Annotated in this window: 23 protein-coding genes and 2 pseudogenes; 5 read left to right on the top strand and 20 right to left on the bottom strand. The window is 65.8% G+C overall.

Features of this window, described 5'->3' with window-relative positions; all coding sequences use genetic code 11:
* Positions 1-38 precede the first annotated feature (38 nt).
* The 13 genes from I6H87_RS15160 to I6H87_RS15100 all read right to left on the bottom strand — a co-directional run bounded on the left by I6H87_RS15160 (position 39) and on the right by I6H87_RS15100 (position 16,777).
* Positions 39-1,901 carry an acyclic terpene utilization AtuA family protein gene (locus I6H87_RS15160; RefSeq protein WP_010810603.1) on the bottom strand — a complete coding sequence of 621 codons (1,863 nt, stop codon included), beginning with the start codon at positions 1,899-1,901 and terminating at the stop codon, positions 39-41.
* A gap of 79 nt (positions 1,902-1,980) precedes the next feature.
* The gene (locus tag I6H87_RS15155; RefSeq protein WP_011615514.1) at positions 1,981-4,083 is read right to left on the bottom strand and encodes an acetyl/propionyl/methylcrotonyl-CoA carboxylase subunit alpha; all 2,103 of its coding nucleotides are present in this window, start codon (positions 4,081-4,083) and stop codon (positions 1,981-1,983) included.
* Positions 4,084-4,098: 15 nt separating this feature from the next.
* The gene (locus tag I6H87_RS15150; RefSeq protein WP_010810601.1) at positions 4,099-5,265 is read right to left on the bottom strand and encodes an acyl-CoA dehydrogenase family protein; all 1,167 of its coding nucleotides are present in this window, start codon (positions 5,263-5,265) and stop codon (positions 4,099-4,101) included.
* A gap of 87 nt (positions 5,266-5,352) precedes the next feature.
* A complete protein-coding gene (locus I6H87_RS15145) occupies positions 5,353-6,906 on the bottom strand; it encodes an acyl-CoA carboxylase subunit beta (protein ID WP_231881425.1) in 1,554 nt (517 codons plus the stop codon).
* A gap of 461 nt (positions 6,907-7,367) precedes the next feature.
* Complete coding sequence (locus I6H87_RS15140; protein WP_011615516.1) at positions 7,368-8,483, bottom strand: CaiB/BaiF CoA transferase family protein; 1,116 nt, start codon at positions 8,481-8,483, stop codon at positions 7,368-7,370.
* A 131-nt stretch (positions 8,484-8,614) separates the two neighbouring features.
* Entirely contained in the window at positions 8,615-9,607 is a 993-nt protein-coding gene (locus tag I6H87_RS15135) for a tripartite tricarboxylate transporter substrate binding protein (protein WP_011615517.1), read from the bottom strand.
* A 25-nt stretch (positions 9,608-9,632) separates the two neighbouring features.
* Positions 9,633-10,043 (bottom strand): Zn-ribbon domain-containing OB-fold protein, encoded by a 411-nt coding sequence (locus I6H87_RS15130; protein ID WP_011615518.1) that lies wholly within the window; start codon positions 10,041-10,043, stop codon positions 9,633-9,635.
* A gap of 3 nt (positions 10,044-10,046) precedes the next feature.
* Positions 10,047-11,207: an acetyl-CoA acetyltransferase gene (locus I6H87_RS15125; RefSeq protein WP_011615519.1), complete on the bottom strand. Its 1,161-nt coding sequence runs from the start codon at positions 11,205-11,207 to the stop codon at positions 10,047-10,049.
* A 7-nt stretch (positions 11,208-11,214) separates the two neighbouring features.
* Positions 11,215-12,375, bottom strand: a complete 1,161-nt coding sequence (locus I6H87_RS15120; RefSeq protein ID WP_011615520.1) for an acyl-CoA dehydrogenase family protein — start codon at positions 12,373-12,375, stop codon at positions 11,215-11,217.
* A gap of 14 nt (positions 12,376-12,389) precedes the next feature.
* Positions 12,390-13,931 carry an acyl-CoA synthetase gene (locus tag I6H87_RS15115; RefSeq protein WP_011615521.1) on the bottom strand — a complete coding sequence of 514 codons (1,542 nt, stop codon included), beginning with the start codon at positions 13,929-13,931 and terminating at the stop codon, positions 12,390-12,392.
* Between the two features lie 13 nt (positions 13,932-13,944).
* Complete coding sequence (locus I6H87_RS15110) at positions 13,945-14,817, bottom strand: MaoC/PaaZ C-terminal domain-containing protein (RefSeq protein WP_010810593.1); 873 nt, start codon at positions 14,815-14,817, stop codon at positions 13,945-13,947.
* Positions 14,818-14,835: 18 nt separating this feature from the next.
* Positions 14,836-15,750, bottom strand: a complete 915-nt coding sequence (locus I6H87_RS15105) for an SDR family NAD(P)-dependent oxidoreductase (RefSeq protein ID WP_011615522.1) — start codon at positions 15,748-15,750, stop codon at positions 14,836-14,838.
* A 40-nt stretch (positions 15,751-15,790) separates the two neighbouring features.
* Positions 15,791-16,777, bottom strand: coding sequence for a Bug family tripartite tricarboxylate transporter substrate binding protein (locus I6H87_RS15100; RefSeq protein ID WP_011615523.1), 987 nt, complete (start codon positions 16,775-16,777; stop codon positions 15,791-15,793).
* A gap of 124 nt (positions 16,778-16,901) precedes the next feature.
* On the opposite strand from I6H87_RS15100, the gene I6H87_RS15095 reads away from it, so the two are divergent.
* On the top strand, positions 16,902-17,726 hold the full coding sequence (locus I6H87_RS15095; RefSeq protein WP_010810590.1) for an IclR family transcriptional regulator domain-containing protein: 825 nt from the start codon (positions 16,902-16,904) through the stop codon (positions 17,724-17,726).
* Between the two features lie 211 nt (positions 17,727-17,937).
* Here I6H87_RS15095 and I6H87_RS15090 read toward each other — a convergent pair.
* The 4 genes and pseudogenes from I6H87_RS15090 to I6H87_RS15075 form a co-directional block, all read right to left on the bottom strand.
* A pseudogene (locus I6H87_RS15090) lies at positions 17,938-18,385 on the bottom strand (MaoC family dehydratase N-terminal domain-containing protein).
* A gap of 30 nt (positions 18,386-18,415) precedes the next feature.
* Positions 18,416-19,352: pseudogene (locus I6H87_RS15085) on the bottom strand (thiolase C-terminal domain-containing protein); the annotation flags it as partial.
* Entirely contained in the window at positions 19,352-20,371 is a 1,020-nt protein-coding gene (locus tag I6H87_RS15080; RefSeq protein ID WP_010810586.1) for a hypothetical protein, read from the bottom strand. The pseudogene I6H87_RS15085 and the gene I6H87_RS15080, both read right to left, overlap by 1 nt.
* Before the next feature lie 29 nt (positions 20,372-20,400).
* Complete coding sequence (locus I6H87_RS15075; protein WP_011615525.1) at positions 20,401-20,988, bottom strand: hypothetical protein; 588 nt, start codon at positions 20,986-20,988, stop codon at positions 20,401-20,403.
* A gap of 209 nt (positions 20,989-21,197) precedes the next feature.
* On the opposite strand from I6H87_RS15075, the gene I6H87_RS15070 reads away from it, so the two are divergent.
* The 4 genes from I6H87_RS15070 to I6H87_RS15060 all read left to right on the top strand — a co-directional run bounded on the left by I6H87_RS15070 (position 21,198) and on the right by I6H87_RS15060 (position 22,404).
* A complete protein-coding gene (locus tag I6H87_RS15070; protein ID WP_011615526.1) occupies positions 21,198-21,401 on the top strand; it encodes a hypothetical protein in 204 nt (67 codons plus the stop codon).
* Positions 21,402-21,406: 5 nt separating this feature from the next.
* Positions 21,407-21,610 (top strand): anion permease, encoded by a 204-nt coding sequence (locus tag I6H87_RS34325; protein ID WP_307162078.1) that lies wholly within the window; start codon positions 21,407-21,409, stop codon positions 21,608-21,610.
* On the top strand, positions 21,525-21,977 hold the full coding sequence (locus I6H87_RS15065; RefSeq protein ID WP_010810584.1) for an anion permease: 453 nt from the start codon (positions 21,525-21,527) through the stop codon (positions 21,975-21,977). Before I6H87_RS34325 ends, I6H87_RS15065 begins: the two co-directional genes overlap by 86 nt.
* Positions 21,978-22,128: 151 nt before the next feature.
* Positions 22,129-22,404, top strand: coding sequence for a hypothetical protein (locus I6H87_RS15060; RefSeq protein WP_010810583.1), 276 nt, complete (start codon positions 22,129-22,131; stop codon positions 22,402-22,404).
* Between the two features lie 277 nt (positions 22,405-22,681).
* Here I6H87_RS15060 and I6H87_RS15055 read toward each other — a convergent pair whose 3' ends face one another.
* The 3 genes from I6H87_RS15055 to I6H87_RS15045 all read right to left on the bottom strand — a co-directional run bounded on the left by I6H87_RS15055 (position 22,682) and on the right by I6H87_RS15045 (position 24,761).
* Positions 22,682-23,146 (bottom strand): ferritin-like domain-containing protein, encoded by a 465-nt coding sequence (locus I6H87_RS15055; RefSeq protein WP_010810582.1) that lies wholly within the window; start codon positions 23,144-23,146, stop codon positions 22,682-22,684.
* 67 nt (positions 23,147-23,213) lie between these two features.
* Entirely contained in the window at positions 23,214-23,645 is a 432-nt protein-coding gene (locus tag I6H87_RS15050) for a universal stress protein (protein ID WP_010810581.1), read from the bottom strand.
* 132 nt (positions 23,646-23,777) lie between these two features.
* Entirely contained in the window at positions 23,778-24,761 is a 984-nt protein-coding gene (locus I6H87_RS15045; protein ID WP_010810580.1) for a Bug family tripartite tricarboxylate transporter substrate binding protein, read from the bottom strand.
* Positions 24,762-24,771: the final 10 nt, after the last annotated feature.

Genomic DNA, 24,771 nt, shown 5'->3' with positions numbered 1-24,771 from the left:
CTGGTTCGTTGTCGGTCGCAAAGTGCCCTGCCGCCCGGTCAAGGTGTGGGCGCTGTCCCCGCTGTCCCCGCCGCCGTTTCTGGCAGAAGGTCCGCGGGACATTCGATTTCCATGTCCAGCAGCATCTGTGCATAGCACTTGCCCAGCGGATCGGAACGCAGGCTGCAGGAACCACCGCCACCCAGTGCCTTTTCCAGTACAAAGTTGAAGGCGCCGATTTCCGGCAGTTCGTAGCGTTTCACCGGGCCTTCAATCAGATGCGCAAAGTAGTCGCGTACCCTCTGCGCCGTCGCCTGCGCGCTGACCACAGGCAGCCACGCAGGATCGCGCACCATCAATCCGATGTTGGCATCGTTGCCTTTGTCGCCGCTGCGCCCGACCGCCAGTGTGCCGAGCGGAATACGCACGAGGCCGCGCGCGTCCTGCCGCGGCTCGTCCCCAGGCGGTCTCCGGGGCGTGTGCGAAGTCATTGCCGGCCGCTCCGAGGGCACACCACACGCCGGCACCGCCACCGTTGTCGCCGGCTCGTCAGCCAGCCTCCATTGCACCGTCACCTCCTGCTTGGGGAGCAGGAACGAGGCCGTGCGGATCACACTCTGGATATCCGAACGCCCGCCAAAGTGGCTGCGCGTTCCCGGCCCCATGGAGGTGCCGGCTGACGCCGCCTCCTTCTGCAAGAACGTCAACGCTTGCTTGTCATCGTGCTGGGCAGCAATGCGCAGCACCACCTCCCGGCTGTCTCGTACGCGACGATGCGGCCCGTACATGGATTCGGCGCCTAGCAACTCCACCAGGGTGTCGCTGTAGTCGGCATGGCCGGCCTTGGCCATCAGGCCGCGGCTACGCGCCAGCAGCGCTTGCGCCGTACGCTCGGCCTTCTCCAACGCCCGCTGTCCGCGAATGGCCATCATCAGTGCAATCTGGTAGCCCTGCTGGTAGGTCGCTGTCACCTTGTAGCAATCGCCGGGCGCCCTTCCCCGCGCCCCACTGACGCGCACGCGGCCGCCACTGGCTTCGAAGCCCGGCAGGTCCTCGATGCGGACCTCGGAGAAATCGCAGACCACATCAGGCAGCGCATAGGCCTGCGGATCACCGATCTCGTAGAGCAGCTGCTCGCCCACGGTCTGGCGCGTCACCAGTCCGCCCGCGTCACACGGCTGGTAGAGCTCGAATACGCCGTCGGCTGTCATGCGCACCAGCGGGTAGCCAATGTTGGTCCAGTCCGGTACGCGCTCCCAGTCCGTGAACAGCCCGCCCGTGGCCTGCGCCCCGCACTCCACCAGGTGGCCTGCAAGGCTGCCCTGCGCCAGCCGGTCGTAGTCCTGCATCGACCATCCGAACTCGTGGATGGCAATGCCAAGCAGCGCGGCACTATCCACGCAACGGCCGGTGACGACAATGTCCGCGCCGCCGTCCAGTGCCTCGGCAATGGGCAGGGCACCGAGGTAGGCATTGGCCGACATCAACCGCGGGAGGCTGGCATCGGCCTCGTCACCGGGCCAAGGCAGGAATCTCCCCTGAAGTGCCAGCACGTCGTCGCCGGATACGATCGCCACCTTCAGCTCCAGCCCTTGCTCTCGCGCCAAGGCAAGGATGGCATCGCGGCAGCCTGCCGGGTTAAGGCCGCCTGCGTTGGACACCAGGCGCACCCCATGCTGCTTCAGAGCCCGCAGGTTGGGCCTCAGCGCCGCGCTGACAAAATCCGTTGCATAACCCAGCTCCGGCGCCCGAAGGCGCGCTCGCTGAAGGATCGCCATGGTGGTCTCGGCCAGGTAGTCGAAGACGAGGTAGCCCAGTTCCGGCTCCTGCAGCAATTGCGGGACGGCAATCTGCGAGTCGCCCCAGAATCCCGATGCGCCGCCAATGACAACCGCGCGGCCGGACTTTGCGTTTTGGCCCATTCATGCTCTCCTGTAGTGTGTGCGGACGTGCTTGTGGTCGTGCCCCGCGGGTCCGATCTGCGTTTCGGCTTCCGTGCAGTCAGGTCGCCTCCTGGGCTTGGATGGCACCCTCCTCGGCGCCCGTGCCGACTTCGATCAGCACCTGGCCGGCATTGAGCTGCATGCCCTCCTGGACAAGCAGGCGCGCAATGCGTCCCGTGCTTGGCGCGGCCAGGGGCATTTCCATCTTCATGGACTCCATGACGGCCAGGGTCTGGCCTCGCTCGACGGCGTCGCCCTCACCCACCATGACGGCGATCACGCGCCCGCTCATCGGCGCCCGCACGCTGCCTCCCCGCGCCTCGCCGTCGCTGGCCTCGAAGCGCGCCAGCCGCCTGAACACGAAGGTATCCGCGCCATCCTGCAGCCACCATTCGTCGCGCCGAGGCGAGTCGCACAGCAGCTGGCGGTACACGCCATCGACGGCCAACCCGAGCGTGCCGCCATGTCCCCGGGCTGAGCCGGCGATCGGCGCCCAGTGCACATTGCCGACGCTGCAGACAGGCTCGTCGTCACACGCTTCGGAACGCTTCCCGTCGCGCGCGGGCACCGCTGCGCCAGCCCGGAAGCTGATGAGAACTTCGCCCCCGTCATCGGACGGCCGCAGTTCGACTGCGCTGGCCGTCCCTTGCGCGGCGGCGCCCGCGTTGAGCGCATGGGTCGCGTCCACGAGCCACAACGCCCGCGTCTGCGCCGGGCCAGCCGGCAGCCGGCGAATGCCAGATGACTCGCGGCCGACTGCGCCTGACAGCAGCAAGGCCGCCGCGGCGCGTGCATGCACCGACGGCTGTGCTCGCCAGGCCGGGCCGCCCATGTCTTCGCCCGCCAGGAAGTCGGTAGTGACTTCACCGGTCACGAAGCGTGAATGACGCAGACAGCGGGCGAGCAGGCCAAGGTTCGTTCGGACGCCCAGCAGCGCCGTGCGCTCGCAGGCCCGGACCAGGCGGTTGATGCTTTCCTCGCGCGTCTCGCCCCAGGACATGATCTTCCCGACCATGGAGTCGTAGTCGGAACCGATCTCCATGCCGTCCTGCAGCGCGCTATCAACGCGGATGTCGGGCGACGGCCGCCAGACGTCGACGCGGCCCACCTGAGGCAGAAAGCCCGCCGCAGGGTCCTCCGCACACAGCCGCACCTCGATGGCATGGCCGCGCATGCGTACATCCTCCTGCCCGAACGCGAGCCGCTCACCCTGGGCAATGCGCAGTTGCTGCTCCACCAGGTCCAGCCCCGTGACCAGTTCTGTCACGCCGTGCTCAACCTGGAGCCGCGTGTTCATCTCCATGAAATAGAAGCGTCCTTTTCCGTCAAGCAGGAATTCGAGCGTGCCGGCGCCCGTGTACCCGATGGCCTCGCAGGCGCGCACAGCGACCTCTCCCATCGCGCGGCGCAGCTCGGCGTTCACCGCGGGCGAAGGGGCTTCCTCGATGAGCTTCTGGAAGCGCCGCTGTGTCGAACAGTCGCGCTCACCGAGGTGCAAGCAGCGACCATGTTCATCGCACAGCACCTGGATCTCGATGTGTCGTCCCCGTTCGATGGCGCGCTCGATGATGATCTCGTCAGAGCCGAATGCGCCTGCCGCCTCGGAGCGCGCCTGTCGCAGCGCCGCCAGCAAGGTCGAGGCATCGCGCACGACCCGCATGCCGCGGCCGCCCCCGCCTGCCGCCGCCTTCAGGATGACCGGGAAGCCGATGCGCTCGACCGCAGCGATTGCCTCCTCGTCGGTCGCGCAGCCCTGTTCTCCTGGCACAGTCGGCACGCCGGCTTTCTGCATGGCGAGCTTTGCCTGGGCCTTGTTTCCCATCAACGCAATGACGTCTGCAGAGGGCCCTACGAAGGTAATTTCCGCATCGGCGACCGCCTGCGCGAACTCCGCGTTCTCAGACAGGAATCCATAGCCCGGATGTATCGCCTGGGCTCCGGTGCGCCGGCATGCCTCGATCAGCGCATGGGCATGCCGATAGCTGCGGGCAGCCTCGGCCGGTCCAATGCGCACGGCCAGATCGGCCTCGCGCACGTGGAGGCTGCGGGCATCGGCGTCCGAATAGACGGCGACCGTGCGCAAGCCGAGCTTGCGCGCGCTGCGCAGGACCCGCAGTGCGATTTCTCCGCGGTTGGCGACAAGCAGTGTGTCAAAGCGCATGTGACTCTCCGTTGATCAGGCCGCCCGTTTCGGCAGGATCCCCATGTGCTTGCAGATGATCGTCAGCATGATCTCGTCGGCTCCCCCGCCAATGGAGATCAGCCGCAGGTCCCGCCAGGCGCGCGATACACGGTTGTCCCAGGTGAAGCCCATGCCGCCCCAGTACTGCAGGCAGGAATCGGTCACCTCACGGCACAAGCGGCCGGCCTTGAGCTTGGCCATGGATGCCAGCTCGGTCATGTCGCCGCCCGACATGTGCACCTGTGCCGCGCGGTAGATAACGGATCGCAGCAGCTCGACTTCCGTCTTCAGCTCAGCCAGCCGGAAATGGACCGCCTGGTTGTCCAGGATCGAGCGCCCGAATGCCTTGCGCTGACGGGTGTATTCAATGGTTTCGTTGATCGCATTGGTGAGCGCGGTGACCCGGCGGGTAGCGCCACTGAGGCGCTCCTCCTGGAACTGACGCATCTGGTAGGTGAAGCCCATGCCCTCATCTCCGATGCGGTAGCGCTGGGGCACGCGAACGTCGTCGAAAAATACCTGGGCGGTGTCGGAGGACCACATGCCGACCTTCTTGATCTTGTTCATCGTGATGCCGGGACGCAGCTTCCCGCCTTCCCTCAGCGGCAGGCAGATGAGCGACTTGTTGCGGTGGATATCTCCATCGCTGGTGTTCGCCAACAGGCACATCCAGTCGGCTTGCAGCCCGTTCGTGATCCACATCTTGGAGCCGTTGATCACATAGTCGGAGCCATCCTTGCGCGCCGTGGTCTTCAGCGATGCCACGTCCGAACCGGCACCCGCTTCCGACACGCCCAGGCACACCACGAAGTCGCCCGCGACGGTCGGCTTGAGAAAGGTCTCCCGCAATTCGTCGGAGCCAAATCGCGCCAGCGCCGGAGTTGCCATGTCAGTCTGCACCGCGATGGCCATGCCGACGCCGCCTGCGCTGATGCCGCCGATGGCCTCGCAAAAGGCAATCTCATATGAGTAATCCAGCCCCATGCCGCCGAATTCCACGGGCTTGTTCACGCCGAGATAACCCGCCGAGCCGAGCTTCTTGAACACTTCGTGCGCGGGAAAGATTTCGTCAGCCTCCCATTTTTCGACATGGGGTTCGATCTCCCGGTCGATCAGCTTGCGTACGCTATCCTGCAGCGCGATGTGGTCGGGGGTCATCATCTTTCGTGTCTCCTTGTGGTTCGAAGGGATGGGGCGCGGCAAGCCGCCCGGCACGCGAAGGTGCCGGCGCGCAGCGCCGCCTTGTGGCTAGAGGCGGGCGACGCCGAACTGCATCGGTTGCACGGTGCGGTGCTTCGCCTGTTCCACCGTGGCCAGGGCCATGCCCAGCCAGGACCGCGTGTCTCTCGGGTCGATGATCCCGTCATCGAGCAGCAGGCTGCTGGTGTGGATCGCGCTGGATTGACGATCGAAGGTAGCGACGATGTCGCGGCTCTCGGCCTCGATCGCCCGTTCGTCGGCGGAGTTTCCGCTGCGGCGGGCGGCGTTCTCGGCGACCAGCCGCATGGTCATGGCGGCCTGCTCGCCGCCCATGACCGCCGTGCGCGCATTCGGCCAGGAGAAAAGGAAGTCGGGGCGAAAGGCGCGGCCGCACATGCCATAGTTGCCGGCGCCAAAGGACGAACCGCACAATATGGTCAGGCGCGGCACCGGCGCATTGGACAGCGCCTGGATCAGCTTGGCGCCGTGCTTGATCATCCCCGCCTGCTCATGCTCGCGCCCGACCATGAAGCCGGTGATGTTCTGCAGGAAGACAAGCGGCCGGCCCAACTGCACGCACGACTGGATGAACTGCGCCGCCTTGGTGGAGCCATCGCAGTCGAGCGGCCCATTGTTCGTCAGGATCCCCACGTGGTGCCCCTGGATACGGGCATGACCGCAGACGGTGTGAGCCCCGTACATCGCCTTGAATTCCCTGAAGCGGGATCCATCGACAATGCGCGCAATCACTTCGCGCATGTCGACGGGCGTGCGGGTGTCGACCGGCATCAGCCTCAGCAGGTCCCCGGCAGGCTCAAGGGGCTCGTCCCAGCTCTCGCCGCCCGGCACATCGCGCCAACCGATCGTATCCATCACCTCTCGCAGGCAGGCAATGCCATCAAGATCGTTGTCGGCGACGTGGTCGGCGAGGCCGGAGACGCTGGCGTGCATGTCGGCCCCACCGAGCTCCTCATCGCTCGCCTCCTCGCCTGTCGCGGCACGCAGCAACGAGGGCCCGGCCAGGTACGCATGGGCCTGGCGCCGCACCATGATGACGTGGTCGGAAAGTCCCGGCAGATAGGCACCACCAGCGGCCGAAGATCCATGGATGAGAGACACCACCGGCACGCCGGCCGCGGACAGCCGCGCCAGGTTGTAGAACATGCCGCCACCCACGACGAAGCGTTCGACCCGGTATTTGCGCAGGTTCCCCCCCGCGCTTTCGACCAACTGGACAAATGGCAGCTTCTGGGCAAGCGCAATCTCCTGCGCCCGAATCAGCTTCTGGCCGGTCAGCGCCTGCATCGCACCGGCGCTGATGCCCGAGTCGTTTACCGCGATCATGCAGCGCACCCCCTCGATATAGCCGATGCCGACTATGAGTGCCGCACCGGGTACGCTGGTGGCCGGGTCCGGATCTTCGAGGCCGCAATACCCGGCCAGGGTCATGAGTTCAAAGAACGGGCGGTCGGCGTCCAGCAGGTGCGCCAGCCGCTCCCGTGGCAACAGCTTGCCTCGGGCATGAAATGAATCTGCCGCCCTTGCAGATTTTCTGACCGTCCGTTGCTCCAGTTCCCGCACCTGGCCCAGCATCGCCAGCATGTGCTCACGGTTGCGTTCGGCGCCTGACGTCAAAGGACGTGCGCCTGAAATCGTTGCGTCCTGAGTGATATTGTTCTCTGCCATCTTCTGCCCTTGTGGCCATCGCATGCTGGCTCGTACGTGGATTCGAAGCGTGTCTGACTGCTGCATGATGGCCTCCTGGCACGAGAGCTTCCAGTTAGAAATTCATCCCGATTTGATAAGAAAACCTTATGTTTTCTCGTGGAAGTGCCTCACGCGGGAACGTGCAGCCGCACTCGCCGCCTGCCATGCCATGGCATCGCGTCGACAGCAGCCGACGCGGCATAGCGCGGAGCCGTCAAGGCACCGTTCAGGATCGAGTGGGAAATTTCGGGAAGCAGCAGCCCGCGGTCATGCCGCGGTGGAAGCCGAGACGTCATGGCCATCGTCCAGCGCGCAACCGCGCCGGCCGGCTCTTGGCCTGGCCAGCGCATCAACAATCAGCCGGTCTTCCAGATGCCGCTGGGGTGGCTGGCGTTTGTTGCGGCCATAATCTCGCCAGTGTGCTGGCCGCGCCGTGGAATCGCGCCCGCCGCCATGGCCTTGCCATCGAAGCGCGGCGCGGGGGCAGCCTGCAGATGGCCCTCCGCTTCGAAGTAGACGCCCCGCGCGGCAAGGTGCGGATGCCCGGCGGCCTCTTCCGGGCTCAGCACCGGGCCGAAACAGACGTCGGTGTTTTCCAGCAGAGCGCACCATTGCGCGCGAGTCCTGGTGGCAAAGAGTTCTTCGAAGTGCCGATGCAGCTCCGGCCAACGCTCGCGGTCCCATTGCCGGGCGAAGCGCGGATCCTCGGTCAGGCCCAGCTTTTCCAGCAGCAGCGCGTAGAACTGCGGCTCGATCGAGCCGAGCGTGACGAACTTCCCGTCCGCGCAGCGGTAGGTCGAATAGAAATGAGAGGCATCGTGGATATTGTTGCCGCGCTCGCCGGTGATGAAGCCCTTGCGGCGCGTGGACAGCAACAGCTGCAGCATATGGGCCGAGCCATCCACGATGGATGCATCCACCACGGTTCCCTTTCCGGTGGCGCGGGCGTTGAGGATGCCTGACAGCAGGCCCACCGCCAGGTAAAGCGCGCCACCGCCGACGTCGCCCACCACGGTAATGGCCGACGACGGCGGCTCTGCAGGCGTGCCGTGGTAGTACAGCGCGCCGGAAAGCGAGATGTAGTTGTTGTCATGCCCCGCGGCCTGCACCATCGGGCCGCTCTGCCCCCATCCTGTCATGCGCCCGTAGACCAGGCGGGGATTGCGTTGCAGGCAGACATCCGGGCCCAGCCCCAGGCGCTCCATGACGCCGGGGCGCATGCCTTCGATCAGCGCGTCGGCATCCTGGATCAGTGCCAGCACCAGCTCACGCCCTTCGGCCGTTTTCAGGTCGGCAACCACCGAGCGCTTGCCCCGGTTCAGCACGTAGCCTTCGGTGGATAGCGCCGCATCGTTGGCCGGTGCCGCGCGTTCCACGGCAATCACATCGGCGCCGAGATCGGCGAGGTGCATCGCGCAGAACGGGCCTGGACCGATCCCGCAAATCTCGACAACTTTTACACCGGAAAGCATGAACGATCCCCCTGATTCAGCATGAAAGTGAAGGTCTTCCGTACAGTACGTTGGAGTCTTGGAGGCTATCAGCCGTCCGGCCAGGCGCGGCCTCCCCGGAACAGGGAGGGCGGCCCGGCCTGCGACACCGCTCAGTCAAGCGTGATGCGCGCGTTGGCCGCGATCCGTCCCCAGATCTCGGCGTCGCGCCGCATCAGCTTCAGGAATGCCTCGGGCTCCAGCGTTCCCGGCTCCAGGCCTTGCTCACGAATCGCCGTTTGCATGGCCGGCTTGGCCAGGATTGCCAGCACCGCCGCGGATAGCTTGTCCGTCACCGCCTTCGGCGTCGCCGCCGGCACGAACAGGCCATACCAGCCGTTTGGCTCGAAATCACGGTAGCCCAGTTCGGTAAAGGTCGGCACCTCCGGCAGCAGCGCCAGCCGGCGCTCGCCCGTGACGGCCAGTACCTTGATCTTCGGGGAGTTGAGCGCGGCCTTGCCGCTGGCCACATCCACAAACCCGGAACTCACCTGCCCACCCAGCAAGTCCTGGATCAGTGGCGAGCCGCCCTTGTAGGCCACGTGGGTCAGGTCGACGTCCCCCTGCATCCGCAGCAATTCCCCGTGCATGTGGGAGGAGGTGCCGTTGCCGTAGGAGCCGTAGCTGATCTTGCCAGGCGTGGCCCGGGCCGCGGACAGCAGCTCGCTCACGCTGGCAACGCGGGTGGATACCGGAGCGGCAAATACGTCCGACGAGAGCGCCAGGCGCGCCAGCGGCGCGAAGTCGCGGAAGGTGTCATAGGGCAGTGACTTGTAGGCGCCCTGCAACTGCACCAGCGGCGTTGCGCCCAACAGCAGCGTATAGCCGTCCGGTGCAGCCTTCGCGACCGCGCCTGTGCCAATCGCGCCGCTGCCACCGGGCCTGTTCTCGACCACCACCGTCTGGCCCCACATCGCCGTCAGCTCGCGGCCGAGCAAGCGGGCCACGGTGTCGGATCCGCCTCCGGCCGGGAATGGCACGACCAGCCGGATGGGCTTTTGCGGATAGGCAGAATCGTCCGCGGCGTGCGACCAGGCCGGCAGTGCGGCGATGCACGCCAGCGCGGCCAGGGCAGCACGCCGCCGCGGCACAGTGATGATGGGCATGGGCCCTCCTTGGGGCAGGATTGGGTCAGTCGATCAATTCGAACTGCGGCAGGCTCACGTCGTCACTCGCCTTCTCGAACACCACTCGCACGCGCTTGCCGATAGCAATGGCCTCGGGCGATGCGTTGAGGATGTTCGCCATCATGCGCACACCTTCGTCAAGTTCGACGATGGCAACGGCGTACGGCAGCCGCGCCTTCATGAAGGCATTGGGTGCGCGATGGTTGATGGTGAAGGTATAGATCGAGCCAAAGCCGCAGACCTCCGTCCAGTCGACCTGGTCCGATTCGCACGCAAGGCACAGCGTGCGCGGATAGAACTGGCGGTGGCCACAGGCGCGGCAGCCTTGCACCACCAGCCGGCCCTGCGCCGCCGCATGCCAGTAGCCTTCGGTGATCTCGGTGGGACGCGGCAGGGGACGTTGTGCTTCGCTCATGCTTCAGACTCCGAGGATCATGGTGGTGTTGCAGGAGAAGACCAGTCCGGGCGCATGGCACAGCGCCAGTTCGGCATCGGGCAATTGCCGCTCGCCGCACTCCCCGCGCAACTGGCGCACGGCCTCGATCAGCACGAACATGCCGAACATGCCAGGGTGGCCGTAGGAAAGGCCGCCGCCGGAGGTATTGATGGGGAAGCGGCCACCCGGGCCCAGGGCGCCATCGGCGACGAAGGCACCGCCCTCGCCTCGCTTGCAAAAGCCCAGTTCTTCCAGCGACTGGATGACGCCGATGGTGAAGTGGTCATAGATCTGCACCACGTCGATGTCTTCGCGGGTGACGCCAGCCATGCCGAACGCTTCGTCCGCCGTCTCGGCGACGCGCGTATCCAGCCAGTCCGCCGTGCTGAACGGGGTGTAGTGGTGCGAGAAGGTCTCGGCTGCGCCCATCACATAGACCGGCTTCGACTTCAGGTCTCGGGCACGATCGGCGGAGGTGATGATCAGTGCGCCACCGCCATCCGTGACGAGGCAGCAGTCACGCGTACGCAGCGGCGACGCGATCACAGGCGACGCCATGACCTCCTCGATGCTGGTTTGCTCGCGCCGGTATGCCTTCGGATTCAGCTGCGCCCAGCGCCGCGCCGCCACTGCCACCTCGGCGAGATCCCTGGACGTGGTGCCGTAGCGATGCATGTGCAACTGGGCAACCATTGCGTAGTAGCCGATCGGGCTGAGCTGGCCATAAGGCGCGATGAACTGGCCACGCGGCGACTCCGGCGTATCCGGGGCGACGGCGCCACTCTTGCGCGAGCCGTCGGACAGTTGCGTACTGCCATAGGTCACCAGCGCCACCGAACACATGCCGGCGGCAATGGCCGCCATCGCATGGCGGATGTGCATCAGGTTGGACATGCCGCCGACGTTGCTGGAGTCGACGTACCGTGGCTGGATACCGAGGTATTCGGCCAGCTGCACGGTGGCAAAGCGGTCATCGGTATGCGCGAACACGGCATCCACATCGCGCAGCGACAGCCCCGCGCCCTGCAGCGCCAGCCGCGCGGCCTGCGCCTGCAACTCCAGTGCCGTCTTGCCGGGCACCTTGCCCAGGTCGGATTCCGCGGCACCCACGATGGCGACCGAGCGAGAGAGGTTCTTGGTCATGGTGAATTCAGAGTGCGCGCGCGATGACTTCGCGCATGATTTCGGCCGAACCGCCGTAGATCCGGTTCGGACGCACGTCGGTGTAGGCACGGGCGATGGGGTATTCGCGCATATAGCCGTAGCCGCCAAAGAACTGCATCAGGTCATCGATGGCCCGCGTGGCCTCGCCGGCCCAGTACTTGGCCATGGCGGCACCATCGGGCGTCAGCGTGCCGGCCAGGTATTGTTCAAGGCAGCTGTCGACGAAGGCACGCGTGGCACACGCATGCGTCTTGATTTCGGCCAGGCGGAAGCGGATGAACTGGTTGTCGATCAGCGCCTTGTCGAAGGCACGGCGTTCCTTGACATGCGCGATGGTCCAGTCAAGCGCCACCTCCAGCGCCACGGCGCAACGCAAGGCGATCAGCAGGCGCTCACGCACCAGCCCGCTCATGGCGTAGCCGAAGCCGGCATTGCGCTCGCCGACCAGCATGTCGTCCGGCACGAGGACGTCCTCGAAGAAGAGTTCAGCGGTGTCCTGGGCCTTCTGGCCGATCTTGTCCAGCAGGCGGCCGCGGCTGAACCCGGGGCTGGTGGTGTCGACCCAGAACAGGCTGATGCCGCGCGCACCGGCGGCCGGCTCTGTCTTGGCGAACACCAGCACGCGGTCAGCGTGGTAGCCATTGGTGATAAAGGTCTTCTGGCCGTTGAGCCGGTAACCACCATCCACCTTGACAGCGCTGGTGCGGATGGCCTTCAGGTCGCTACCCGCCCCCGGCTCGGTCATCGCGATCGATCCAACCACATCGCCGCTGGCCATGCGCGGCAGGAACTCACGCTTCTGCGCCTCGGTGCCGAACTCCAGCAGGTACGGCGCGACGTTCTCCGAGTGCGTGGTGAACCCCGTCACGCCGCTGGCCAGGGCCCGGGCGATCTCTTCCACCACGATGGCGCTGTGCAGGAAGTCGCCGCCGGCACCGCCGTAGGCTTCGGGCAAGCCGGGGCACAGCAGGCCGTGGGCGCCGGCATCGCGCCAGAGATCGCGCGGAACCAGGCCAGCGGCTTCCCATTCGGCGTGTCCGGGCATGACCTTGTCAGCCAGGAAACGGGCGACGCTGTCGCGGTACATCTCGTGCTCCGGCGCGAACATCTTGCGCGGCGCGTGGTAGCTGGCTTCTTGTCGGGACATGGCATCAGTTGCGCTCAATGCGCGATTCGGTTTTCGGTTGGCCAGTAGCTGGCCTTGACGGCGCGCTTGAGCAGCTTGCCGGTTTCGGTGCGCGGCAGCGCCGCGACGAAGTCGACCGAGCGCGGGCATTTGATCGGGGAGATCCTGCTGCGGCAAAGCGCGATCAGTTCTTCGGCCAGGACCGGCGACGCCCGCTCAGGCTCGTGCAACTGGACCACCGCCTTCACTTCCTCGCCGAACTCGGTATTCGGCACGCCGACCACCGCCACGTCGAAGACCGCCGGATGGCTCATCAGCACGTTCTCGGATTCCTGCGGATAGATATTGACGCCGCCAGAGACAATGGTGTTGGCAAGGCGGTCCGTGAGGTAAAGGAAGCCGTCGGCATCGACGTAGCCGACGTCCCCATAGGTGGCCCACCCACGGTCGTTATAGACCTGCCGGGTTTTCTCCGGATCATTGTGGTAAGCAAAGGTCCCGCCGCCGGAGAAGTAGACCACGCCGGTCTGGCCCTGCGGCACTTCATTGCCATCGTCGCCGACGATGTGTACCTGCCCGAACTCGGGCCGTCCGACCGACCCCTTGTGCGCGAGCCATTCCACGGAGTCCAGCGAGGTGCGCCCGACCAGTTCGGTGCCGCTGTAGAACTCATAGAGGATCGGCCCCCACCAGTCGATCATCTGCTGCTTGACTGAGATCGGACACGGCGCGGCGGCGTGGATCGCATAGCGCATGGTGGACAGGTCGAAGCGCTCGCGCTCCGCCGCAGTCAGCCGCAGCAAGCGCACGAACATGGTCGGCACCCACTGGCTATGGGTCACGCCGTAGCGCGCGATCGCATCCAGCGCCGCCAGCGGCTCGAACTTTTCCATCATGACCGAGGTGCCTCCGGCGCGCATCGTGGCCATGTTCCAGCGCACCGGGGCAGTGTGATAGAACGGCGCGGTCGACAGGTAGACCGTATCGCGGTCCAGCGACTTCCAGCCCAGGCGAGCGTCATCACCGGTGCGGAAAAAAGCGTTGGCGCCTTGCAGTGGACGCTTGATGCCCTTGGGCCTGCCCGTGGTGCCGGAAGAATATGAGAAGTCAGTTCCCTCCACCGTGCGCGGCAACGTGACATCGGCCGGCATCTGCTCCAGCCACGCTTCATAGTTGCTGTAGCCCGGCTCGCTCCCATCCAGAAGCACCCGCGTGACCCGAAGCGATGCCAGGGCGCCGGGCGCAAGGTCGCCAAGGGTCTGCGCCGAGCAGAACAGTACCCGGGCGCCACAGTCCTGCACGATGTACTCCACCTCGTCGGCTTTCAGGTGACGGCTGATCGTGGTGTAGTACAAGCCGATCCGGTGCGCGGCCCAAAGGATCTCGAAATAGCGGACATGGTTCTCCAGCAGCACGGCAATGCCGTCGCCCTCGCGCAGACCGGCAGCCAGCAGTGCGGCAGCGCACTGTCGCGAACGCTGCTCCAGTTCGGCCCACGTCACCGCCTGGCCGGACGGCACCATGCGGTAGGCAACCCGGTCGGGCGTGGCACGGGCGAATTGCTCGATCACGGACATCTTGACTCCTTGATTACGGATGCAGGTCGGCGACGCCGTGGCTCAGCACGACCACATTGCGCTCGTCTGCGAGCGCACGGAACCGGACCTGCCCTTCGCCGCGCCACATCTCCACGCGCAGCGTTTCACCAGGCACGAATGGCGATGAAAAGCGCACCGAAAGGCTGGCCAGGCGCGACGGATCGCCACCGCAAGCCTGCTTCAGCAGCGCCCGGCATGCCATGCCGTAAGTGCAAAGGCCATGCAGGATCGGCCGCTCGAAGCCGGCCTGCCGGGCGGCGGCGGGCAGTGCGTGGATGGGATTGCGATCGCCATTGAGGCGGTACAGCAAGGCCGCGGAAGGCTGGGTCGGCATCGACATGATCATGTCAGGCGCGCGCTCCGGCACCGCCGGCAATGGCTCGAGCGGTGCATCGCCGGGCGTGGCGGCGCAGGCAAAGCCACCATCAGCCCGGCAGAACGACACATGCTCGACGGTCGCCAGCAACTCGCCGCTGGCCTGGTCCTCGATGCGCCGCTCAGTGACCACCAGCGCGCCCTTGCCGGCGCCCTTGTCCACCACGCGGCTGACGCGCGTCTGGCTGCGTACCGCGCCAGACGCCGCGGGCACTGAAAAAAAGCGCATCCGGTGCTCGCCGTGCAGGATCTGCATCCAGTCGATGCCCGTACCCGGGTCGCTTGCCCATGCACCTGGCGCGCCGACGGTGGCGAGGAAGGTGGGCACCACGCTCAGTCCTTCCTCAAAGACAAAGGGCAAGTCCGCCTCGTCCATCGGATCGGTGCCAAAGCCGAGGCTCAGCGCATAGCGAATGTTGTCATTCGCCGCATAGCTGGAAACCTGGTCAAAGAACGCCCACGAGCGCAGGCGGTGATAGTCGATGGCCATCGCTGCGTACCTCCGTTCTCAGATCGGGTCCCAGGAAAACACCTCGGGCGAGCGCTCCAGCGGCGTGAAAGCGCGCTTCACCGCCGGCACGGCATGCTCCGCCAGCGTCTCCAGCGTCCAGCCTTCGGCGCGATGCACCGACGCCACCGGGCGCGGCTGGCTCATGACGATCAGCTCATTGCCGCGCACGGCCAGCACCTGGCCATTGACGTCCGCCGAATCATCGCCAGACAGGAACGCGGCAACCGGGGCAACCTGCTCCGGCTTCATCGCCTGCATCCGCTCAAGGCGCTTCTTCTCGGCCTCGGTTTCGCTGGGCAGCGTGCCGATCAGGCGGCTCCATGCGAACGGGGCAATACAGTTGGAACGGACATTGAAGCGGGCCATGTCCAGCGCGATGGATTTCGACAGCGCCACGATGCCAAGCTTGGCGGCGGCGTAATTGGCCTGCCCGAAATTGCCGACCAGGCCGGTGGTGGAGGTCATGTGGACGTAGGTGCCGCCTTGCTGTTCCTTGAAATAAGGCGCCGCGGCACGGCTGACAAAGTAAGCGCCGTTCAGGTGCACATCCAGTACCGCCTGCCATTCAGCGGTGCTCATCTTGTGGAAGATGCGGTCGCGCAGGATGCCGGCGTTGTTGATCACGCCATCGATGCGGCCGAACTCGCGGATGGCGGTATCGACAATGGCCTGCGCGCTCTCCGCAGTCGCGACCGAATCGGTGTTCGCCACAGCCTTCCCGCCGGCTGCGCGGATCTCGTCAACCACCTTCTGGGCTGGTCCGGCATCACTGCCCTCGCCGCTGCCGCTGGAGCCCAGGTCGTTGACGACCACCCTGGCGCCCTGCGCGCCGAGCAGCATGGCAATGGCACGGCCGATGCCATTGCCGGCTCCGGTGACGAGGATGACCTTGTCCTTGAAATTGTTTTGCATGGCGTTGTCTGCAAGAAGAGAGTGATGAATTTGTTCGCGCTTACTCGGGCTTGATGTTGCCGTCCTTGATGACCTGCTCCCAGCGGGCTTTTTCGGCGCGCACGAAGCTGTCGAACTGCCGCGTCGACCCGCCCGCGGCCGTACCGCCCTGCTGCGCCAGCTTCTCGCGCAGAGCAGGATCGGCCAGCGCCTTGTTGACGGCAACATTCAACGCCTGCACCACCGCGGGCGGCGTTCTGGACGAGACAAAGAGGCCGAGCCAGACCGAAACGTCGAAGTCGCGGTAACCGGATTCGGCCATGGTCGGCGTATCCGGGAGTTCCGGGGCACGCTGCCTTGTCGTGACCGCAAGCGCGCGCAGCTTGCCGGCTCGCACCAGCGGCAATGCGGTGATGAGGTTGTCCACCATGAAATCGACTTGCCCCGCCACCAGGTCGGTCAGCGCCGGCGATGCGCCCCGATAGATCACGTCGACGGCGGTAATGCCGGCGCGCTGCTTCAGCAGGTCCCCGGCGAGATGGCCGGAAGAACCGCTCGTCGACACCGCCATGGACAAGCCGTTGGGGCGCGTCCTGGCATAGGCCGCCAGCTCGGCAATGGTCTTGACCGGCAGTTTCGGGTTGACCACCACGACGTCCGGCATCGTCAGCACATGCGCCACCGGTGCAAAGTCCTCGAACTTGTAAGGCAGCTTGTCGTGCAATGCGTAGTTGGCCGCATTGGGGCCAAGGCTGCCCATCACCAGCGTGTGGCCGTCCGGTTCCGCGCGCAGCATGGCCTGCATCCCGATCACGCCGCCCGCGCCAGGCAGGTTCTCCACGACGACGGGCTGCCCCAGCTGCTCAGACAGCGTCTTGCCGAGCAGGCGGCTGGTCAGGTCAAGGATGCCGCCGGGCGAACTTGGCGCGATCAGGCGCAAAGGACGCTTGGCCTGGAAGGTCTCGGGGGACGGGCTGGCGAATGCAAGGCCCGAGGTGGACACGACAGCGAGGCAGGCTAGCGCCTGGCAAAGAAAACGCCGCTTCATGGTTGTCTCCTGTTTAATTTTTTTCGGACACTTATGTCCGCCTAGCGGTCATTACCGCCCGTTTTTTCGAACTTTACGTCCGGCCTTGCTACAATGTCAACCTGAAATCAGACCTCGTACAGACATGACTACTACCGACAACGATGGCTTCGTACGCTCTTTTGCCCGCGGACTGGCCGTTATCCACGCGCTCGGGCGCAGCGGCACGCACACCGTTGCCAGCATCACGGCATCCACTGGCCTGCCGCGGACCGTGGTGCGGCGGATCCTGCTCACGCTGTGCGAGCTGGGCTATGCGGCGGAATCCGAAACGCGGGGTTTTCGCCTGACCCCGAAGATCCTTACCCTCGGCATGACCTACCTGACCTCGCTGCCCTTCTGGGGGCACGCGCAACGCGCGCTGGAAACCCTGTGGACGCAGGTCACCGAGTCGTGCGGCATGTGTGTGTTCGACGGGCACGATGCGGTATATGTCCTGCGCATTCCGTCGCTGAAGATCCGCTCACTGGGGCTTGGCGTGGGCAGCCATGTGCCGGCCTTCGCCACAGCACCAGGCCGGGCGGTGCTGGGCTTCCAGACCACGGAATTTCTCTCGCAGTTTCTCGACGAGGCCTCCCTGCGCGCCTACACGGACCGCACCGTGCACGACAAGGCAGCATTGCTTGAAGCGTTCGCTGCCGTGCGCCGCGATGGCTATGCGTGGGTGGATGGAGAATTCGACCAGCACATCGCAGGCCTCGCCGTACCGGTACGCGACGAACACCACAACGTGGTGGCATCGATCAGCGTCAACCTGCCCTCGGGCGAAGTCACGAGGGAGGAAGCGGTGAAGCGCTTCCTGCCGCCCTTGCGAGCGGCCGCGGAACAGTTGACTGGCCTGGCGCCGGCATTCCTGAACCCGGTCGTGGTGCCCACGCAGCGTGAAGCAGCGGTCAGCATGCAAGCTTGAGCAAGGCTGCATGCCAGCAAACGCCGACTTCCAGTGTTGCTTGCGAAGTTCGTGCTTGAGCACCTTGCCGACGCTCGACAAAGGCAACGCCTCCACGAATTCAACGCTGCGGGGGACCTTGTAGCCGGCAATGCGTTCTCGGCAGCTTGTCGCCAACCTTCACGTCGGCGAAACGGGGGGGCTTGCATGGTTCTGTTCTCCTTGTGCGCGATCAGCCGCGGCGTTCCACCAGGGTGCTGCGCATGTCGGCGACATGTTCGCCGTCCTGGTTGGTCACGCGGGTGGTGTTGACGACAAGATGCAGCGCCCCCCCTCTTGTCGTGGACGTCGCTGACCGTCGTGTCGAAGTGCAGCGTGTCGCCGGCGTAGGCCATGCGGTGATAGTCGAAGGCCTGTTCAGCGTGCAGGATGCGGCCCAGGTCCATTTGCAGCACCTTCATGCGGTCGATGCCCGATGCGGCCGACACATCGCTGTTCAGGCACATGAAGAACGTCGGCGGCACCGGCAGTGAGCGATGCCCCGCGTCGCGCGCGGCGGCTTCGTCGATATAGACCGGATTCGTTTCGCCGGTTGCCTTGGCGAAGAAGCGCAGGCGCCCCTTCTCCACCTCGATGGAGCCTTTGCCGAGGTCCATGCCAATCATGCTCTTGTCAGCCATCTGATCTCCTCTGGATTGTCGGGATCTGGTTCAGCCGCGGCCGTACAGCGTCACCACGCAGGCGCCGCCCAGGCCGAGGTTGTGCTGCAGCGCCAGCTGCGCGCCTTCCACCTGCGTCGGACCGGCGCTGCCGCGGATCTGGCGAGTCAGCTCGTAGCACTGCGCGAGGCCGGTGGCGCCCAGCGGGTGGCCCTTGGACAGCAGCCCACCTGACGGGTTGACCACGACCTTGCCGCCGTAGGTGTTGTCACCGTCCCGCACCATCCTCTCGGCCTCGCCGGCCCTGGCGAAGCCCAGCGACTCATAGCTCAGCAGCTCGTTCTGCGCGAAGCAATCGTGCAGTTCGCAGACCTGGATATCCGACGGGCCGACGCCGGCCTGCTCGTACACGGCCTGCGCGCCCGCCTCGGCCATATGGAAGCCCACCAGGCCGATCATCGAAGGCGGCTCGAAGCTCGGGGCCACGTCGGTGGTCAGCGACTGGGCCAGGATGCGCACGTCGGTGCGCAGGTTGTGCTTGTTCGCGAAGGCTTCGGTGCAGACAATGGCAGCGGCGGCGCCGCAGGTCGGCGGGCAGGCCATCGAGCGGGTCATCACGCCGGGCCACATCACCTTCTCGGCCATCACGTCTGCTTCCGTGACGACGGTGCGGAACACGGCCAGCGGGTTGTTGGCAGCGTGGCGGCTGGCCTTGGCGCGGATCCTGGCGAAGGTCTCCAGCCTGGTGCCGTAGCGCTGCATGTGCTCGCGGCCGGCGCCGCCGAACAGCGTCAGCGCGCGCGGGCACGCCGGCCTCGACCGCATCCTGCACCATCGGGGCGGCGATGTTGGTGAACTCGACCATGGCCGCCTCGCGGTCAGTCCACGCGCTCTTCAGCGGGCCCGGCTGCATGAACTCGAAGCCCAGCGCCAGCGCGCATTCCACCGCGCCGCTCTCCACTGCCTGGCGCGCCACCATCCCCGCTGTCACAGCAGCCGCTCCGCCTCCTCGATCAGGGCGGTCGGCGACAGCATGTCGCCACGCGCGAACCGCACCAGTGCGATGGATCGCACCAGTGGAGGATCGCCCGGGACGTGGGCAGTGAGCAGGTCGATGTCGTATGCCGGCCCCGCGCTGTCCGCCGCGAGCAGCACGTTCATGGCACTAAGCCGCAAGTGTCTTTGCTCGATGGAAAAGCAGGAGCGTGCGTCCGCCAGGACCTCGGCCAGGCATTCCAGTTGACGGTCAAGCGCCCCGGTTTCGGGGCCGAGCTGCGCAAGTTCCTGCTCGTTCGCGGCAATCTGCCCGCCCAGGGCGGCCTGCTCGCCGGGACTTGCGTCGGCATCGCCGCCGAGCACCGAACGCATGCCGGTGCCTTGCTGCTGGAGCAGGCGCAGGCGCGCCACCAGCAGCGCCTGCTCGCGCGCGAGCACGTCGCGGCGTGACTTGCCGGCAGCGAAACGGGCGAGACCCTCCATGCTGAACTGATCGAACATGCGCCGGACAATTTCCTCGCGCAGCGCGGCCTCGCTGCGAGCGATGATCCTGACCTTGTGATCGCCGAAACTGACGGTGGTTTGCGGCACTTCCGTGCGCATGACATCCCCTTCCAGCGCAACCCCGAGCGTGCGCCGCTCGGTCATCGCCATCCCCAGCACCGCAAACGCCTGCGGCGCATCGGGCGACTGTTCGAAGAACGCGCGCAGTTCAGGAGAGCGGCTGAAGGCCAGCGGCACGTCACGCGGCGCGCCGAAGAAGGCGTGAACATAGGGATCGTCACCCCATGCCTGCATGCTGGCTTCCCGCGGCGCGGGAAGACCCTGGACGAGTTCGCGCACGTAGTCCTGCGCTTGCTCGAGCGCAGGCCGAAGCCGCTGCTGGTAGCGTGACACCAGCCGCAAGCGCGGATAGATCCGGGTCACGCGCTCGGTCAGCTCGGCAATCTCCTGCTTGCCGTGCGCATGGACTTGCGCATTGCGCCAGCGCAACCACCGCAGAAAACCCATTGGCATGCTCCCACCCGGCGCCGCCTTACTCAGCGGGCACGCCTGGGCGTGACAGAAATGGCAAGGGCTTCGGTGTAGACGGCCTGCACCTGGTCACCGCGTCTAACCGCCTTCAGTTGCTCCGGATCCTCGACATGCACGTCCACCGTCTTGCCCTTTGGCCCCTTGAGCGTCACCATGCCGGTCTTGGCGTTGACGGCCACCACATCGGCAGTGACCGTCACCTCGCGCCCGACCATGCCGCCGGGCTTGGCGCCAGGAGCGGCCCGCTCGGCGGTCTCGCGTTCGGTGCTGGAGCGCATGCCGCTCTGCTTGGCGAGAGCCACTGACAAGGCCTGCGTGTACTCGACGGTGACCATGTCGCCCACGCGGAGCTGCTCGAAGTTGCGCACGTCCTCGCCGACCTGTACGTCCGTGACCTTGCCCTGCTTGTTCTTGAGCGAAATGGTGCGCGTGGCGGCATCGATGGCCACCACCGTGGCAGTGGCCTTGACCGTGCCGGTGGTCCTGGTAGCCCCCACGCCCGACACCGTGTCCACGCGCGTCTCGGGCTGTGCCAGCACCGGAAGAGTTGCCGCGGCAAGTATCGCCGCCACGATTAGCTTGCTGGGATGCATGACTTACTCCTCGAGCCCCGTCTGCTGGCATGCCGTCGTTCGGCGGCGCCGGCACGACGCCGGCGCTTCTACCGGAAAGGTCTATAAACCATAGCATACGAACGGTTATTCGCCTGCCCCGCGTCCCTCACGCCACATTTGTCGTCGGCGTTCACGGACTGGCCCCTGATTCAGGTATTCGACTATCCACGCACGTCGGAGGCATGCCAATGCATCAACCCAAGATCGTCGTGGTCGGCGCAGGACTGGTTGGCGGCTCGGCGGCCCTGTTTGCGGCCGTGGCTATCCCGAGCGCGGAGGTGGTCATCATCGATGTTGCGCGAATCCGGGCCGAAGGCCAGGCGCTGGAAGCTCCCCCGCCGCGAAGCCAGCGGCCCCCGCAGGGCATCTCAAAGATCTCTGGAGATTTCTAGTCCCGGTGGGAATCGGCATCGTGCTCTGGTTCCTGCCGGCGCCGGCCGGCCTCGCGGTGAAGGCGTGGCACATGTTCGCGGTATTTGTCACCACCATCGCCGGCATCATGACCGCCCCTGCCCATGGCGGCCGTCGCCATCATCGGCGCCAAGGAAATCATCATGGCGGCAATTTTCCTTGGCTTGCTGGTGCTCTGGATTTTCGGTGAGGACCTGGCCATCGGCGCAACGCTGGCGGCGGCTCTCGGCGTCTCGCTGCTGTTCATCACCGGCGTGCTGACCTGGGAGGATGCCCTGAACGAGAAATCCGCCTGGGACACCATGATCTGGATCGGCCTGCTGATCATGCTGGCCTCCAAACTCAATGAGTACGGCATGGTTGCCTGGTTCGGCAAGGAGTTCGGGGCACACCTCGAGGGCTTCCACCGGCTGGCCGTCTATATGCTGGTGGCGGCGATCTATTGCTACGCTCACTACTCCTTCGCCAGCGCCACGGCACACATCAGCGCCCTCTTCCCGCTATCCATGGCGCTGATGGTCGCGGCCGGTATCCCGCCTTTCACCGCGGCGCTTTGATCGCGCATGCGCTAACAAGCACTTTTCATATTCTTTGGTTGGCGGAGCAAATCGCGCTAACAATAGCTTACATACACGGACATCCGCTTGATTTACCCTCCGCTGCCTGAACCTTGCCCGCCCGGGCCCACCACACGAAAAACAGGCAAAAATGAAGAAGATCCACGCGTACCCGCTGATGGCAATCGCCATGCTGACCGCCTCGGGGGCCGCCTTTGCGCAGCATGTCGTCGGGGGGATGGGCGAGGAAGTCAGGATCGGCGCGTTCTCCGGTCCGACGCACCGCACCGACAGCAGTCGCGGCACGCCCACTGGGCGCAGGGACAATACGGCAAAGCCAGGCCGGCAAGCCGCCGATCCGCGTAGCGCACGTCCGGTCAGCACGCGCGGACCTGCACCCACGCTTCCCGGCAAGCATTTGCCATAGCCGCGCACATGCGAACCTCACCGAAGCCAACCTGGCACAGAACCAGTTGCTGCCGGCACGGAACGCGTCAGCTGACGCCTATCACGGAGCGCTCGCCGCCGCGGCGACATTGGCGCTGGCAACCAGCTCGGTTGGCGCGGCGCGCGATGGGGGTGGATGGCCGGTGCGGTGACGCGGCCTGTGCCCTGCTCCCGGCGTCGGGGACGAAAGCAATGGGGGCGAAACCTTGTGGCACGCGCGCTTTTGCACGCACGAGAAGGCAGCGGGCCGGCCCAGATCAGCCCTGTCGCGGCTGCACCGTCGCCGCAAGGCCGGGCTTGCGCAGCATTTTCTCGACCTCTCCCGCATGCAGTTCCTCCAGCTGGATCAACTGCCGCGCATACTCCTCCAGCGCGACTGAGCGCCCCTCGACCAGGCTTAGCAGCTCACGGTACAGGTCCAGGGCCTCCATCTCGGTCGCGAGCGATTCACGCAGGATCGCGCCGATATCGGTCGTGTGGGTGTCCAGCAGCTCGCCGATGCCAAGCGAGGGATAGGCGCCGAGGGTCGTGATCCATTCGCCGGCCTGGTGCGCGTGCAGCAGCGACTCATTCGCCTGCTCACGCAGCCACGACACGATGGGAATGCGGCCGAAGCCGAATATCAGGAACGAATAGTGCGTGTAGCGCACTACCCCGGCGAGCTCGGCTTCGAGTATTCGATCCAGCACACCGACGACTTTCTCCTGTTCCATTTCCGTCATGGCAGGTTCCCCCCGTGAGGTGGATTCGACAGTACGCCAGCACCCGCGGCGGCACGCCGCGCAGTGTCTAGCGGTAGACGAGGACAGGAACCCGGCAGTGGGTAAGAACCTTCTGGGTTTCACTGCCGACCAGCAGCCCCTCCAGGCCCCTGCGGCCGTGCGACGCCATGAAGATCACGTCACACCCGTGCCTCGCGGCCGCATCGATGATGCCCTTGTAGGGTACCGAAGTCGTCATATCCGTTTCGCATGTGACTCCCGCGGCCCTGGCCGCAGCAACAACCGCTTCCAGCCTGGCGCTTGCATGTGCGGCCTCTTGCTCTTCGAAGGCCTTGCGCCTGGGATGGCCGGCATCGCCTGACGCCACGTAGGGATACTCTTCCATGCACGTATAGGCCGTCAGCCTGGCGCCGCCGGCTTTGACAAAGCCAATGGCCGCATCCATTGCCATTTTTGACAGTTCCGAGCCATCGGTGGCCAGCAAGATGTGCTTGAACACGATTCTTCTCCTTGGGCGATTGATCCCGGCGGGCAGCGACAGCCCGCCAGTCAAGTTCAGTATGGACAAGAATCCGCCTCTCGCCACCCACGCCGATGCACCCGCGCACACGCCGACGCTGCCGCGGCGCCCTCACCCATCGATCTTGAAGCCGATATCCTTGATGAACTGCCCCCAGCGCGCATGATCGGTCCGGATCTGCGCGGCGAAGGCCTCAGGCGTGACCGCCTGCGGCGGCAGCACGCCAACGCCTGCCAGCCGCTTCTGGTAGGCCGGGTCGGCCAGCACCTTGCGCACCGCAGCAGAGACCGCATCGACCGTGGCCTTGGGCATGGCCTTGGGGCCGAACAGCGCGAAATAGCCGCTGAGCTGCTCCATCTCAGGAAAGCCCTGCTCACGGAAGGTAGGCGCCCCGGGCGCCAGATCAGAGCGTTCCGGGATGGTGGTGGCCAGCGCCTTGGTCTTGCCGGCCTGGTATAGCGGCACGCCGGTGGTCAGGCCGTCGATCATCAGCGGCACCACGCCGCCCACGAGGTCCTGCGTGGCCGGCGCCGAGCCCTTGTACAGCACCGGTTCAAGGTTGGTGCCTGCCAGCCGGTTGAACAGCAGCGGACCGAAGTGCGACGAGGTGCCCGGACCGTACGAGGCCGAGTGGATCGGCTTGGTCGGATTCGCCTTGGAATAGGCGATCAGTTCCTTCAGCGTGGAGTACGGCGCATCCTTGTTGGCCGCCAGCAGCACCGGGGCGCGGCCAAGTTCCGCCAGCGCGGTGAGGTCGGTCAACGGGTCGTAAGGAACGCGGTTGATATGCGCGCCCGAGGTGGCCGAGGAACCCAGCGTCACCAGCAGCGTCTGCCCGTCATTCCTGGCGCGGATCACGTCCTGCGTGGCGGGAATGGTGGCCCCGCCGGGCTTGTTCTCCACCACCACCGACTGCCCGGTCACGCGCGTCAGGTAGTCGGCAAACAAACGTGCCACCACGTCGGTGCCGCCACCAGGCGGATAGGCCACGACCAGCCGGATGGCGCGCGCCGGCCACTGCTGCGCGATGGCGTGCGGCGCGACGCCGGCGGTCGCCGCGATGGCCGCGGCGCTCAGGAACTTTCGACGATCCATGTGTGAAGTC

Source organism: Cupriavidus necator, from assembly GCF_016127575.1.
GTDB lineage: Bacteria > Pseudomonadota > Gammaproteobacteria > Burkholderiales > Burkholderiaceae > Cupriavidus > Cupriavidus necator_D.
This window is presented reverse-complemented; position numbering and strand designations above follow the sequence as displayed.